This window comes from Aliiroseovarius subalbicans (assembly GCF_022678625.1).
Classification (GTDB): Bacteria; Pseudomonadota; Alphaproteobacteria; order Rhodobacterales; family Rhodobacteraceae; genus Aliiroseovarius_A; species Aliiroseovarius_A subalbicans.
In genome coordinates, this window is the sequence record NZ_JALBYQ010000004.1 from 403,908 (window position 1) to 417,049 (window position 13,142).

A 13,142-nucleotide genomic window follows, 5' to 3' on the forward strand; every position below is an offset into this window, starting at 1 on the left:
TGGGTGGGGTGCAACAAGACAAAGACGAAGGGACGCAAAATGTGGGATTACCTAAAATTGGTGATTTTCGGCCTGATCGCAGTATTGGCCGCTATCGCTGCAAGCTATGCCCGCGACCTGGCATATCAAGTACACGCTGTGCTTGTTATGTTGATCGCAGCTGGCATGTTTATCTATTCAATTCGGCGCGTTGGGGCGCCGAAAGTTGCTACAACCGGATATATGGATGACCCCGTTCGCATTGGTGTCATCCTGACCGCCTTCTGGGGCGCTGTCGGGTTCCTGGTCGGGACCTGGATCGCGTTCTTGCTGGCATTTCCGGATCTCAACTTCGCCTGGGCCGAGGGTTACATGAACTTCGGGCGTCTGCGCCCGCTGCACACCTCGGCGGTGATCTTCGCATTCGGCGGCACGGCGCTTATCACGTCGAGCTTCTATGTCGTGCAGCGCACCTCGGGCGCGCGCCTTTGGGGCGGCAACCTGGCCTGGTTCGTGTTCTGGGGATACCAGATCGTGATCCTGCTGGCCGCGACCGGTTACCTGCTGGGTGCTACCCAGTCCAAGGAATACGCCGAGCCGGAATGGTACGTTGACCTGTGGCTGACCATTGTCTGGGTCGCCTACCTGCTGGTGTTCATGGGCACGCTGATGAAGCGCAAAGAGCCGCACATCTATGTGGCCAACTGGTTCTACCTGTCGTTCATCATCACCATCGCCATGCTGCACGTCGTCAACAACCTGGCAATCCCGGTCTCGATCTTCGGGTCGAAGTCGGTGCAGTTGTTCGCCGGTGTGCAAGACGCGATGACGCAGTGGTGGTATGGCCATAACGCCGTGGGCTTCTTCCTGACCGCAGGCTTCCTGGGCATGATGTACTACTTCGTGCCGAAGCAGGCCGAGCGTCCCGTGTTCAGCTACAAGCTGTCGATCATCCACTTTTGGGCTCTGATCTTCCTGTACATCTGGGCCGGTCCGCACCACCTGCACTACACCGCGCTGCCGGATTGGGCTTCGACCCTCGGCATGGTGTTCTCGATCGTGCTGTGGATGCCCAGCTGGGGCGGCATGATCAACGGCCTGATGACGCTGTCTGGTGCCTGGGACAAGCTGCGCACCGATCCGGTCATCCGGATGATGGTTGTGTCGATCGGCTTTTACGGCATGTCGACCTTCGAAGGTCCGATGATGTCGATCCGCGCCGTGAACTCGCTGTCGCACTATACGGACTGGACTATTGGTCACGTGCACTCGGGTGCTTTGGGTTGGAACGGCATGATCACCTTTGGCGTGCTCTACTTCCTGGTTCCCAAGCTGTGGAACCGCGCCGGGCTGTACAGCCTCAAGCTGGTCAGCTGGCACTTCTGGCTCGCCACCATCGGTATCGTGCTTTACGCCGCGTCGATGTGGGTAACCGGGATCATGGAAGGCCTGATGTGGCGTGAAGTCGACGCCCAGGGTTTCCTGGTCAACTCGTTCGCTGACACCGTGGGTGCCAAGTTCCCGATGTACGTCGTTCGCGGCATGGGCGGGGTTCTGTTCCTGACCGGTGCTTTGATCATGTGCTATAACCTCTGGATGACCGTCAAACGGGCGCCGGCTGCTGAAGCTGCCGATGCTCCCGTTGCGGCTCCGGCTGAATAAGGAGGGCCGGACAGATGGGAATTCTCGACAAACACGCGGTTCTGGAAAAGAACGCAACCCTGCTTCTGGTCGGCTCTTTGCTGGTCGTCACCGTCGGTGGCATCGTGGAGATCGCACCTCTCTTCTATCTCGAAAATACCATCGAGAAAGTTGAAGGTGTGCGTCCCTACTCGCCGCTGGAGCTGGAAGGTCGCAACATCTACATCCGCGAAGGCTGCTATGTCTGCCACTCGCAGATGATCCGCCCGATGCGCGATGAGGTCGAACGTTACGGCCACTACTCGCTGGCAGCGGAATCGATGTACGACCACCCGTTCCAATGGGGCTCCAAGCGGACCGGGCCTGACCTGGCCCGCGTCGGCGGCCGCTATTCGGACGAATGGCACGTGGATCACATGAGCGACCCGCAATCGGTCGTTCCGGAATCGGTGATGCCGAAATACGCCTTCCTGTCGGATCGCCAGCTGTCGCCGATGTATATCGGTGACATGCTTGAGACCCACAAGATGGTCGGTGTGCCGTATACGGACGAGATGATCGAGAACGCAGAAGCTGACTGGGCGGCTCAGGCCGATCCCGACAGCGACTATGACGACATGCTGGAACGCTATCCAGGGGCGCAGGTGCGCAACTTTGATGGTCAACCCGGTGTGTCCGAAATGGATGCGTTGATCGCCTATATGCAGATGTTGGGGACGTTGGTCGATTTCGAGACCTTCACACCCGACGCAAGCCGGTAAGGGGGCGGGTTATGGACACCTATTCTCTGTTGCGTGAAATAGCAGACAGCTGGGTGCTCTTGGCCATGTTCGTGTTTTTTGCCCTTGTGGTTCTCTGGGCGTTTCGCCCGGGGAGCCGGAAGGTCCATCAGGACACGGCCAACATCCCGTTTCGCCATGAAGACAAACCTGCCGGTGACGGGGACCACCCCGGCGCTCATCTCAAGGAGGCGCGGCAATGAGTAAGAAACCTGTTGAAAAGAAAGATCCCGAAACGACGGGCCACGAATGGGATGGCATTCAGGAGTTCAACAACCCGTTGCCCCGCTGGTGGGTTTGGGTGTTCTACCTGACCATCGTCTGGGGTGTCTGGTACACGATCGCCTATCCTGCCTGGCCGCTGCTGAAAGGCGCGACCGAGGGTTACCTGGGCTTCTCGACCCGGGCGCAAGTTGCCGAGGACATTCAGAAGTTCACGGACATGAACGCCGGTCTGGAAAGCGAACTGGCCGGGGCTGACCTGGCAACGGTCGAGCGCGGCTCGGACCTGCACAATTATGCGATCCAATCGGGCAGCGCGACGTTCGCGACCTGGTGTTCGCAGTGCCACGGGTCCGGTGCGGCCGGTGCGGTCGGCTATCCCAACTTGCTGGACAACGACTGGCTGTGGGGCGGCGATCTGGAAGCGATCCAGACCACCATCACGCACGGGATTCGTGACGAAAGCAATGACGACACGCGTTTCAACGACATGCCCGCTCACGGCGAGCTGTTGGAAGCCGAAGAAATCACCGCAGTGGTCGATTATGTCGTGTCGCTGTCCGGTGGCGAGGCTGACGCGGCGCTGGTGGAAACCGGTGCGGTCGTGTTCGAGGACAATTGTTCGTCCTGCCACGCCGAAGGTGGCGTGGGTGACCGCGACATGGGCGGCCCGAACCTGAGCGACGCGATCTGGCTGTTTGGCGGCGACAAGGACACCGTTCTTGAAAGCGTCAGGGACGGTCGCGCTGGCATGATGCCCGCTTGGAACACGCGTCTGAGCGAAGCACAGATCAAAGCTGTTGCGCTGTATGTGCACACGCGGGGCGGCGGCGAATAAGCCGGCCCGTAACAAGTTCCGGGGCCTCACTCCCCGGTTAGGCACCGATCCCTGATCCTGTTCGCGCGTTTCTCCGGGGTCGGTGCCGACAAACACAGAGGGTCCGGACAAGCACAGTCCGGACCTTTTTGCATACAGGTAAAAATGCGGGTATCGCAGGTCTGAGGACGCTGATGCGGCATGCCAAAATGACGCGGTGCAGAACGTGTATCCTGGATGTATCTATTGATCCAAGTCAAAGCCGTTTTCCCCTTCGGTTCCTAGAAGGGAGAACATGTTAAATTCAGGATAGGATTCCGTTCATGTCCGACGCCCCCGAACAACTCTATGCCGCCCGCGAACCCGTCTTTCCCAAAAAGGTGAAAGGGGCGTTCCGTTCATTCAAATGGTGGATCATGGGGGTGCTTTTGGGCATCTACTACCTGTCCCCCTGGATCCGCTGGGACCGCGGACCGAACCTGCCTGATCAGGCGATTCTGGTCGATATGGCGCATCGCCGGTTCTATTTCTTCTGGATCGAGATCTGGCCGCATGAATTCTATTTCATCGCGGGCCTGCTGATCATGGCCGGGCTGGGGCTGTTCCTGTTCACCTCGGCGCTGGGCCGGGTCTGGTGCGGATATGCCTGTCCGCAGACTGTGTGGACAGACCTGTTCATCATGGTCGAACGCTGGATTGAGGGCGACCGAAACGCCCAGCTGCGTCTGCACAAGTCAAAGTGGAACGCAAAAAAGCTGCGCTTTCGGCTGACAAAGTGGATCGCGTGGCTGCTGATTTCGGTCGCGACCGGCGGGGCCTGGGTGTTCTTCTTCACGGATGCGCCGACGCTGGCGATGGACCTGATCACCATGAACGCGCATCCCATCGCCTATACGACGATCGGCGTGCTGACCGCGACGACCTTCTTCTTCGGCGGAATCGCGCGTGAACAAATTTGCATCTATGCCTGCCCCTGGCCGCGTATTCAGGCTGCGATGATGGACGAAGACACGATCGTTGTCGCCTATCGCGAGTGGCGTGGTGAGCCGCGCGGCAAGCACCGCAAGGGCGATACATCGAGCGAGTTCGGCGATTGCATCGACTGCATGGCCTGCGTGAACGTCTGCCCCATGGGGATCGACATTCGCGACGGTCAACAATTGGAATGCATCACCTGTGCGCTGTGTATCGACGCGTGCGACGATATGATGAAGAAGATCGGCAAGCCGCGTGGCCTGATCGATTACATCGCGCTGAAAGATGAAACCCGGGAACGTGCGGGCGGCCACAAGATCCCGGTCATCAAGCACATTCTGCGTCCGCGCACGATCATGTATACGGTTCTGTGGGCTGGAGTGGGCGTCGCATTGACCGTGGCGCTGTTCGTGCGTCCGGCTGTTGAGGTCACGGTGCGCCCGGTGCGCAACCCGACCTATGTCACCTTGTCTGACGGCGCGATCCGCAACACCTATGATGTGGGCGTGCGTAACCGTCATGGCGAAGACTGGCCCTATTACTTTGCCCTGCCTTTGGACAGCGATCTGGTATTGGAACTGGAAGGCAGTGATAAACGTGTGCTAGTTGCTCCGCCTGACACGGAAGCGAAACAGCGGGTTTATGTGACCGCGCCGGCCGGCACCGATGCCGCCCGCGCCGACCGTACCGAGCTTCGCTTCTGGGTCGTGGATGGTGTGACGGGTGACCGGGCTTCCTCGGACACCGTGTTCAACGGGAAAGGGCAATGAGCATGGCCAATGAACCTGACAAAGAGGGGCGTGAACTGACGGGCAAGCATGTCCTGATCATCGTGGTCAGCGCCTTCGCCATCATCATCGGGGTGAACCTGTTCATGGCGTTTTCCGCCGTGGGCACGTTCCCGGGGCTTGAGGTGAAAAACTCCTATGTGGCCAGTCAGGAATTCGACCAATTACGCGATGCGCAAGAGGCGCTGGGTTGGGACGTGTCCGCTGAAATCGAAGGCGACGTTCTGACCTTGAGTATCCTGGATCCAGAGGGCGACCCGGTAGAGGTTCTGAACCTCGACGGCACCTTGGGGCGCGCCACCCACGTGAACGACGATCAGACGCCGGACTTCAGCCAAAGCTCCACCGGTAGCTATGTCGCCAATGTGGGGCAATTGGACGGAGGCAACTGGAACCTGCGCATGACCGCAACCGCGCCGAATGGCACGCCATTCCAGCAGCGCATCGTGATTTATATCGCAGGCCGTTAAGCTATGGCTGTGCCGATCTCTGCCTGTCCGGCCTGTGACGCCGCCCCGCTTGCCGAAGCGCAGGCGGGTGCCGGGTATCGTGGCAACGGGCAGGAAGCCAAGCGTCTGATCCTGTCGCTTCCGGCGATCTATTGCGCCGCCTGTATCGTTGGTGTCGAACGCGGGCTTAGCCAGCAGCCCGGCGTGCGCTCGGCCCGGGTGAACCTCACGCTGAAACGCGCCACGGTTGAGGCCGATCCTGACATCGAGGCACAGGATCTGGCGGATTACTTGTCCGGCATCGGCTTTGAGGCCTATGAGCTGGACAGCGGCATGTTGTCGTCGACCGAGACAGACAAGCGCGGCCGGGATCTACTGATGCGGCTGGGCGTTGCGTTCTTCGCAATGATGAACGTGATGCTTCTGTCCGTCGCGGTCTGGTCCGGCGCCACGGATGCGACGCGCGACCTGTTCCACTGGATCAGCGCGGGCATCGCCATTCCCACCATCGCCTTTTCGGCGCAGGTCTTTTTCAAATCCGCCTGGGGTGCGTTGCGTGTTGGTCGCCTGAACATGGATGTACCGATCTCGCTGGCCATTCTTCTGGCTGTTGCAATGTCGATCTATGAGACGATGCAGCACGGTCATCACGCCTATTTCGACGCGGCGCTGTCCCTGACCTTCTTTCTTCTAGGTGGCCGGTATCTGGACTACCGCACCCGCTCTGTTGCCCGCTCGGCGGCCGAGGAGTTGTCGGCGCTGGAAGTTCCGCGCGCGCATCGTCTGACCGATGAGGGCGAAGAGGTCGTGCCGGTCAACGAGCTGTCCATCGGGGACATCGTGCGGGTCGTGCCCGGCGCGCGGGTGCCGGTGGATGGTGTGGTCACCGCAGGGGAAAGCGAGATCGACCGCTCGCTTCTGACCGGCGAAAGCCTTCCGGTCGTGGCGGGGCTTGATACCGTGGTGATGACCGGCGAGGTGAACCTGACCGGCCCCTTGTCCGTGCGCGTGACCGCGGCAGGGCGTGACAGCACGCTGCATCGCATGGCCGATCTGGTCGCTATCGCGGAAACCGCGCGCAATAAATACACGTCGCTGGCCGACAAGGCGGCGGCAGTCTATGCGCCTGTGGTGCACCTTCTGGCCCTGGGCGCCTTCCTCGTTTGGCTGTGGCTGACCGGCGGCGACTGGCGCCTGGCGATGAATATTGCCGTGGCGACCCTGATCATCACCTGCCCCTGCGCGTTGGGCCTGGCGGTTCCGGCCGTGACCACGGCGGCATCGGGGCGTTTGTTCAAGCAGGGCATGTTGCTGAAATCCGCCACGGCGATGGAGCGGTTGGCCGAGGTCGACCATGTGGTTTTTGATAAGACCGGCACCCTGACCGAAGGCAAACCCGAGGTGGACGATCTGGAGCGACACAGCGCGCGCGACCTGTCTATCGCCCTGGCTCTGGCCGAAGGCTCGTCGCATCCGCTGGCCCAGGCGCTGGCTCAGGCGGCCCGTGGCGCGGGTGTTTCGGCCGCCGAGGTCAGCCAGGCCCGTGAAATGCCGGGCAAAGGCATTCAGGCCGATTGGCAGGGCAAGATCGTGCGCCTTGGTCGCGCCGAATGGCTGGGCGCCACGGCTGTCGACCAAACCGCGACCTACCTGCGGGTGGGCGACGGATCGGTTCTGCCCTTCACCTTCACAGACGCGTTGCGCGACGGTGCCGCCGAGGCGGTTCAGGCGCTGCAGGCCCAGGGGATGCAGGTCACGCTGATTTCCGGCGATGTGCCCGCCGCGGTGGCGGATATCGCCGGCCGCGTGGGCATTACCGATTGGCAGGCCGATACCTTGCCCGAGGACAAGGCAAGCTTTGTCGCCGGGCTGGGCCGGGCGGGCCACAAGGTTCTGATGGTCGGCGATGGGCTGAACGATACGGCCGCTCTGGCCGCCGCGCATGTCTCGATCTCACCCGCGTCAGCGTTGGAGGCGACCCGCGTCGTGTCCGACATCGTGCTCTTGGGCCGCACGCTGGCGCCGCTGGGCGGTTCGGTCGCGCTGGCCAAGTCCGCCACCCGACGGATCAAGGAAAACTTTGCCATTGCGGCGGGCTACAACGCGATTGCGATCCCGATCGCCCTGGTGGGTCTGGCGACGCCGCTGGCCGCTGCGCTTGCCATGTCGGCAAGTTCCGTGACAGTGTCCCTGAACGCGCTGCGGCTGAGGAAGTGACCCCAACATGAATGTTCTGGTGTATCTGATCCCGATTTCCCTGCTGCTGGGCGGGCTGGGGTTGGGCGCGTTCTTCTGGACCCTGCGATCCAGCCAATATGACGACCCCGATGGCGACAGCCACCGCATCCTGGACGACCGCTGGGACGACGCACCGCCCGAAGATTGACGAAAACGGATTAGATCAGGTTCAGATCCCGCGCGATCATCGCCGCCTGGGTCCGGGTGCACGTCTTCAGTGCGCTAATAATTGCACGCACACGTATTTTCACGGTCACTTCCCGAACCGCGAAAGCAGGGGCCATTTCCTTTTTCTGCGACCTTCATGCCTTGATCCAGACCCTGATCCGCAGTGCCTAGCACCATGTCTTTGGTGGCTGCGTGACTTGTCGCTGCGCGTACTCGCTTCGTGGAATTGCGAACCCGTGAATCCCCAAGAAACAGGGCCAAATCCGCAGTTGTTCAGGGCCGGGAGGGGATCAATTCAAGCACCGCCGGGCCCATCGCGGCAACAATCAAACCGACGCCCTGCGCATTCGGGTGCAGGCCGTCCGGCTGCAAGAATTCGCGCACAACGCGGGTCTGGTCGCCGATGTCCTGTAATCCTTGCAGGAAGCTGGGAAACAGGTCCACGCCGTAGGTCTGGGCAAGATCAGGATAAACCGCATCGAAAGCGGATCGGTAATGTGGCCCATAGTTGCCTGTGGCCGGGGTGCCCACCAAAAGGGCGGGCAGGTCGCGGCCGGTGATCTCGTCCAGGATGGCGGAAAGGTTTGTGTGCAGAACGGTGGGGTCGATCCCGCGCAGCATGTCATTGCCACCAAGGGCGACGATCACCGCATCCACGTTGTCGGTCAGGGACCAGGCCACGCGGCCCGCGCCACCGGCGCTCGTGTCTCCGGATACGCCAGCGTTCAGGACCACGACCTCGGCTCCCTGAGCCTGCAACCAGCCTTCAAGCTGTGGAACGAACCCGTCCTGGGGATCCGCCAGCCCATAGCCAGCGGTCAGACTGTCGCCCAAAGCCAGGATCGTGACAGGTTCGGCTTGCGCCCCGCTGGCAATACAAACCATTGTCACGAATGCCTTGAGAAGCTGTTTCATGTCCCCATATCCCTTTGACCTGCCTTTTTGAAAGCTGCCCCGATGCCTGCTCTGAACGCTCCCCCCGTAATATTGCTTGAAGACGCCCAATTGTCCCTGATGGGCAATGCCGGAAAGGTGGATATCTTGAATGGGATCAGCCTGTCGGTGACGCGGGGCGAAACGCTGGGGCTGACGGGGCCGTCGGGGTCGGGCAAGTCGTCTCTCCTCATGCTCATGGGCGGGCTGGAGCGCGCCACCGGGGGAAGCGTCACGGCACTGGGCCATGATCTGGGCGGGATGGGCGAAGATTCGCTGGCGCGCTTTCGCAGGGATCATATGGGGGTGGTGTTCCAATCTTTCCACCTGATCCCCACCATGACGGCACTGGAAAATGTTGCAACCCCGTTGGAACTGGCCGGCGCCACGGATGCGTTTGCCCGAGCGCAGGAAGAACTGGAGGCCGTGGGTCTTGGCGATCGGGTCGATCACTTTCCGGCGCAAATGTCCGGCGGGGAGCAGCAACGTGTGGCTCTGGCCCGCGCGGCCGCGCCCCGGCCCGCGATCCTGCTGGCGGATGAGCCCACCGGAAACCTGGACGGGGCGACCGGACAGGCGATTATGGATCTTCTGTTCGGATTGCGCGACCGGCATGGGGCGACGCTGGTCCTTGTCACCCACGCGCCTGAACTTGCCACACGGTGTGATCGCATTCTGCACCTGACCGACGGGGTTCTGGCATGAGCCTGCGCCTGGCCGCCCGCATCGCCCAGCGCGAGCTGCGCGGCGGGGTGAAAGGATTTCGTGTCTTCCTGATCTGCCTGGCGCTGGGCGTGGCGGCCATCGCTGCCGTGGGCTCAGTGCGCGAAAGCATTCAGGCAGGGTTGGCCGCAGAAGGCGCCTCGCTTTTGGGCGGGGATGCATCGGTGTCGCTAACCTATCGCTTCGCCGATGAGGGCGAGCGCGCGTATCTCGCCGACATCGCACAGGCCGTGTCGGAGGTGGTTGATTTCCGCTCGATGGCCGTGCGCGGCGATGAGCGTGGGTTGACGCAGGTGAAGGCCGTGGACGCGGCCTATCCGCTGTATGGCGCAGCAGAACTGGACCCGCCAATGGCGCTTTCGCAAGCGTTTGCCGGGGGCGGGGGGCTCCCCGGTGCGGTGATGGCGCCGCTGCTGATCGATCGGCTGGGGTTGGCGATTGGTGATGAATTCACTCTGGGTGAACAACGGTTTACGCTGATGGCTGCACTGCTGCGCGAACCAGACAACGCCACCGGTGGGTTCGGGCTTGGCCCGCGCACCATGGTGCGCACGTCCGATCTGGCAGCGTCCGGGTTGTTGGCGCCGGGCACGCTGTTTGACACGGAGTATCGCCTGCGCCTGGGAGAAGGTGCTGACCTGGCCGCACTTGAGGCTGACACCTTGACCGCGTTGCAAGGGTCCGCCCCGCGCTGGCGCGATGCGCGCGACGGGGCGCCGGGCGTTCGGGTGTTCATTGATCGGTTGGGCTCTTTCCTCGTGCTGGTCGGGCTGGCCGGGTTGGCGGTGGGCGGGGTTGGCGTGTCCGCTGCCGTGCGCGCCTATCTGGATGAAAAAACCGAGACGATTGCGGTTTTGAAAACCCTTGGGGCAGACCGGCGCACGATCTTCCAGGTCTACCTGATCCAGATCGGCGCGCTGACGCTGGTCGGCCTTTTTCTGGGCTTGGCGCTGGGCGCGGCGCTGCCGATCCTGTTCGCGCCGGTGATCACCGCGTCCCTGCCGCTGCCTGCGGATGTCACGCTTCACCTGCGCCCCTTGGCCGAGGCTGCGTTTTACGGCGTTCTGGCGGCCCTTCTTTTTACCCTGTGGCCGTTAGCCCAGGCGGAAGAAGTGCGCGCGGCGGCGCTGTTTCGCGATGCGGCGATGGGTCGGAGACGCTGGCCGCGCTGGCCCTATATTGCTCTGACCGGGGTGCTGTTGGCGGTCCTGATCGGTGCGGCTGCCTGGTTTACCGGCGTGGCGAAACTGGCGCTTTGGTCTGCCTTCGGCATTTTCGCGGCCTTCTTGGCCCTGCTTTTGGCCGGACACCTGGTGCGCGGGTTGGCACGGGGGCTTTCGCGCTGGCGGATGCTGCGCGGGCGGCCCATCTTGCGGGGGGCGCTGGCCGCCGTGGGAGGACCAGGGGGGGAGGCCGGATCGGTCGTGCTGTCGCTGGGGCTGGGTCTGACAGTTCTGGCCGCGGTTGGGCAGATCGACAACAACCTGCGCGGCGCGATTTCGCGCGAGCTTCCAGACGTGGCGCCCAGCTTCTTCGTTGTCGACATACAGCCCGATCAAATCGACGGCGTGCGCGCCCGGTTGGACGGGGATCCGGGCGTCGAAAAGGTCGATCAGGCGCCGATGCTGCGCGGCGTGATCACCCGGATCAACAACCGCCCGGCACAGGAAGTCGCGGGCGACCATTGGGTTCTACGCGGCGACCGTGGCCTGACCTATGCCGCCACGAAGCCTGCGCGCACCACCCTAACTGACGGCGCCTGGTGGCCCAAGGATTACACCGGCCCGCCGCAGATCTCCTTCGCTGCCGAGGAAGCTGCCGAGATGGGGCTGGTGCTGGGCGATCGGTTGACGATGAACATCCTGGGGCGCGACATCACCGGTGAAATCAGCTCGTTCCGCGACGTGGATTTTTCCTCGGCGGGCATGGGCTTTGTGCTGTCGATGAATCCGGCGGCGCTGTCGGGCGCCCCGCACAGCTTCATCGTCACGATCTATGCGGATCAGGCCAGCGAAGCTGCAATCCTGCGTGATCTGTCCAATACCTGGCCGAATATCACGGTGATTTCCGTGCGTGAGGCGATTGGGCGCGTGACCGGTCTGATGGGCTCGATCGCGGCGGCCATCACCTATGGCGCATTGGCGACCGTGGTCACGGGGTTCTTCGTGTTGATCGGCGCGGCGGCGGCGGGTGAACGGTCACGAACTTATGAGGCGGCAGTGCTGAAAACGCTGGGCGCGTCCCGCGCGGCGATCCTGGCGAACTTCGCCCTGCGCAGCGCCATTCTAGGTGCGGCGGCCGGATTGGTGGCGGTGTTCGCTGGCGGCATGGCAGGTTGGGCGGTGACGACCTTCGTGATGGAAAACAGTTTTGCCTTCGAACCGGTCAGCGCGCTGGCGATTGTTTGCGGCGGAATCCTGGTCACGGTGCTGGCCGGGCTGGGCTTCGCATGGCGCCCTCTGGCAGCGCGCCCTGCGCAGGTGCTTCGGGCGCGGGAATAAACGCCCGCCTCCGTGTCGCAGGCTACTGGACCGAGCCGAGACAAACATGCGCGCCGAAGGCGCACCTCTCAACCAAACCCGGCAACAAAAAAGCCCCGCCGATCCAGGCGGGGCCTTCATTGCGGATCGAAGGTCGCTTACAGCGTGCGCTCAACCATCATCTTCTTGATCTCACCAATCGCTTTCGCCGGGTTCAGACCCTTCGGGCAGGTCTTGGCGCAGTTCATGATCGTATGGCAGCGATAAAGCTTGAAGGGGTCTTCCAGCTCATCCAGACGCTCGCCGGTCGCCTCATCACGCGAGTCGATGATCCAGCGGTAGGCGTGCAGCAGGGCCGCTGGGCCGAGGTAACGGTCGGAGTTCCACCAATAGCTCGGGCAGGAGGTCGAGCAGCTGGCGCACATGACGCATTCATACAGGCCATCGAGCTTCTTGCGATCTTCGATCGACTGCTTCCACTCTTTTGCGGGCTTGTTCGTCTTGGTTTCCAGCCAGGGCATGATCGAGGCGTGCTGCGCATAGAAATGCGTGAGATCCGGGATCAGGTCCTTCACCACTTCCATGTGGGGCAGGGGATAGATCTTCACGTCGCCCTTGATCTCATCCATACCGAAGATGCAGGCCAGCGTGTTTTGACCGTCGATATTCATCGCGCAAGACCCGCAGATGCCTTCGCGGCAGGAGCGGCGGAAGGTCAGCGTCGGGTCGATGTCGGTCTTGATCTTGATCAACGCGTCCAGAACCATCGGTCCGCAGCTGTCCATGTCGACGAAATAGGTGTCCACACGGGGATTTTCGCCGTCATCGGGGTTCCAGCGATAGATCTGGAACTTGCGCAGGTTTGTCGCCCCTTCGGGCTTGGGCCAGGTTTTACCGGTGCGAATGGTCGAGTTCTTCGGGAGCTTGAATTGTGCCATTTTCGTTTCTCC

Annotated in this window: 12 protein-coding genes; 10 read left to right on the forward strand and 2 right to left on the reverse strand. The window is 62.1% G+C overall.

Going from position 1 to position 13,142, the window contains the following annotated elements; translation table 11 throughout:
- Nucleotides 1-39: 39 nt before the first annotated feature.
- The 8 genes from ccoN to ccoS all read left to right on the forward strand — a co-directional run bounded on the left by ccoN (nt 40) and on the right by ccoS (nt 8,036).
- Nucleotides 40-1,641, forward strand: a complete 1,602-nt coding sequence (gene ccoN, locus MN188_RS14695; protein ID WP_242109961.1) for a cytochrome-c oxidase, cbb3-type subunit I — start codon at nt 40-42, stop codon at nt 1,639-1,641.
- A gap of 14 nt (nt 1,642-1,655) precedes the next feature.
- The gene (gene ccoO, locus MN188_RS14700) at nt 1,656-2,381 is read left to right on the forward strand and encodes a cytochrome-c oxidase, cbb3-type subunit II (RefSeq protein WP_242109964.1); all 726 of its coding nucleotides are present in this window, start codon (nt 1,656-1,658) and stop codon (nt 2,379-2,381) included.
- Between the two features lie 11 nt (nt 2,382-2,392).
- Entirely contained in the window at nt 2,393-2,602 is a 210-nt protein-coding gene (locus MN188_RS14705; protein ID WP_242109966.1) for a cbb3-type cytochrome c oxidase subunit 3, read from the forward strand.
- Nucleotides 2,599-3,459 carry a cytochrome-c oxidase, cbb3-type subunit III gene (gene ccoP / locus MN188_RS14710; protein ID WP_242109968.1) on the forward strand — a complete coding sequence of 287 codons (861 nt, stop codon included), beginning with the start codon at nt 2,599-2,601 and terminating at the stop codon, nt 3,457-3,459. Before MN188_RS14705 ends, ccoP begins: the two co-directional genes overlap by 4 nt.
- Before the next feature lie 302 nt (nt 3,460-3,761).
- Nucleotides 3,762-5,183, forward strand: a complete 1,422-nt coding sequence (gene ccoG / locus MN188_RS14715; RefSeq protein ID WP_242109970.1) for a cytochrome c oxidase accessory protein CcoG — start codon at nt 3,762-3,764, stop codon at nt 5,181-5,183.
- A gap of 2 nt (nt 5,184-5,185) precedes the next feature.
- Entirely contained in the window at nt 5,186-5,671 is a 486-nt protein-coding gene (locus tag MN188_RS14720; protein ID WP_242109971.1) for a FixH family protein, read from the forward strand.
- Nucleotides 5,672-5,674: 3 nt separating this feature from the next.
- Nucleotides 5,675-7,867, forward strand: a complete 2,193-nt coding sequence (locus tag MN188_RS14725) for a heavy metal translocating P-type ATPase (RefSeq protein WP_242109972.1) — start codon at nt 5,675-5,677, stop codon at nt 7,865-7,867.
- Between the two features lie 7 nt (nt 7,868-7,874).
- On the forward strand, nt 7,875-8,036 hold the full coding sequence (ccoS, locus tag MN188_RS14730; RefSeq protein ID WP_242109973.1) for a cbb3-type cytochrome oxidase assembly protein CcoS: 162 nt from the start codon (nt 7,875-7,877) through the stop codon (nt 8,034-8,036).
- A gap of 293 nt (nt 8,037-8,329) precedes the next feature.
- Here the strand turns inward: ccoS and MN188_RS14735 are convergent, their stop codons facing one another.
- Entirely contained in the window at nt 8,330-8,971 is a 642-nt protein-coding gene (locus MN188_RS14735) for an arylesterase (RefSeq protein ID WP_242109974.1), read from the reverse strand.
- Between the two features lie 42 nt (nt 8,972-9,013).
- Here MN188_RS14735 and MN188_RS14740 point away from each other — a divergent pair, with 42 nt between their 5' ends.
- Together MN188_RS14740 and MN188_RS14745 are read left to right on the forward strand one after the other, a co-directional pair.
- Complete coding sequence (locus tag MN188_RS14740) at nt 9,014-9,694, forward strand: ABC transporter ATP-binding protein (protein ID WP_242109975.1); 681 nt, start codon at nt 9,014-9,016, stop codon at nt 9,692-9,694.
- Complete coding sequence (locus MN188_RS14745; RefSeq protein WP_242109977.1) at nt 9,691-12,213, forward strand: ABC transporter permease; 2,523 nt, start codon at nt 9,691-9,693, stop codon at nt 12,211-12,213. The genes MN188_RS14740 and MN188_RS14745 overlap by 4 nt, the downstream gene beginning before the upstream one ends.
- Nucleotides 12,214-12,350: 137 nt before the next feature.
- Here MN188_RS14745 and MN188_RS14750 read toward each other — a convergent pair whose 3' ends face one another.
- Nucleotides 12,351-13,130 carry a succinate dehydrogenase iron-sulfur subunit gene (locus tag MN188_RS14750; protein WP_242109978.1) on the reverse strand — a complete coding sequence of 260 codons (780 nt, stop codon included), beginning with the start codon at nt 13,128-13,130 and terminating at the stop codon, nt 12,351-12,353.
- Nucleotides 13,131-13,142: the final 12 nt, after the last annotated feature.

Bases quoted from the DNA above. Each gene is read 5' to 3' on its own strand.
- ccoN (WP_242109961.1), top strand. From the start codon at position 40: ATGTGGGATTACCTAAAATTGGTGATTTTCGGCCTGATCGCAGTATTG.
- ccoO (WP_242109964.1), top strand. From the start codon at position 1,656: ATGGGAATTCTCGACAAACACGCGGTTCTGGAAAAGAACGCAACCCTG.
- MN188_RS14705 (WP_242109966.1), top strand. From the start codon at position 2,393: ATGGACACCTATTCTCTGTTGCGTGAAATAGCAGACAGCTGGGTGCTC.
- ccoP (WP_242109968.1), top strand. From the start codon at position 2,599: ATGAGTAAGAAACCTGTTGAAAAGAAAGATCCCGAAACGACGGGCCAC.
- ccoG (WP_242109970.1), top strand. From the start codon at position 3,762: ATGTCCGACGCCCCCGAACAACTCTATGCCGCCCGCGAACCCGTCTTT.
- MN188_RS14720 (WP_242109971.1), top strand. From the start codon at position 5,186: ATGGCCAATGAACCTGACAAAGAGGGGCGTGAACTGACGGGCAAGCAT.
- MN188_RS14725 (WP_242109972.1), top strand. From the start codon at position 5,675: ATGGCTGTGCCGATCTCTGCCTGTCCGGCCTGTGACGCCGCCCCGCTT.
- ccoS (WP_242109973.1), top strand. From the start codon at position 7,875: ATGAATGTTCTGGTGTATCTGATCCCGATTTCCCTGCTGCTGGGCGGG.
- MN188_RS14735 (WP_242109974.1), bottom strand. From the start codon at position 8,971: ATGAAACAGCTTCTCAAGGCATTCGTGACAATGGTTTGTATTGCCAGC.
- MN188_RS14740 (WP_242109975.1), top strand. From the start codon at position 9,014: ATGCCTGCTCTGAACGCTCCCCCCGTAATATTGCTTGAAGACGCCCAA.
- MN188_RS14745 (WP_242109977.1), top strand. From the start codon at position 9,691: ATGAGCCTGCGCCTGGCCGCCCGCATCGCCCAGCGCGAGCTGCGCGGC.
- MN188_RS14750 (WP_242109978.1), bottom strand. From the start codon at position 13,130: ATGGCACAATTCAAGCTCCCGAAGAACTCGACCATTCGCACCGGTAAA.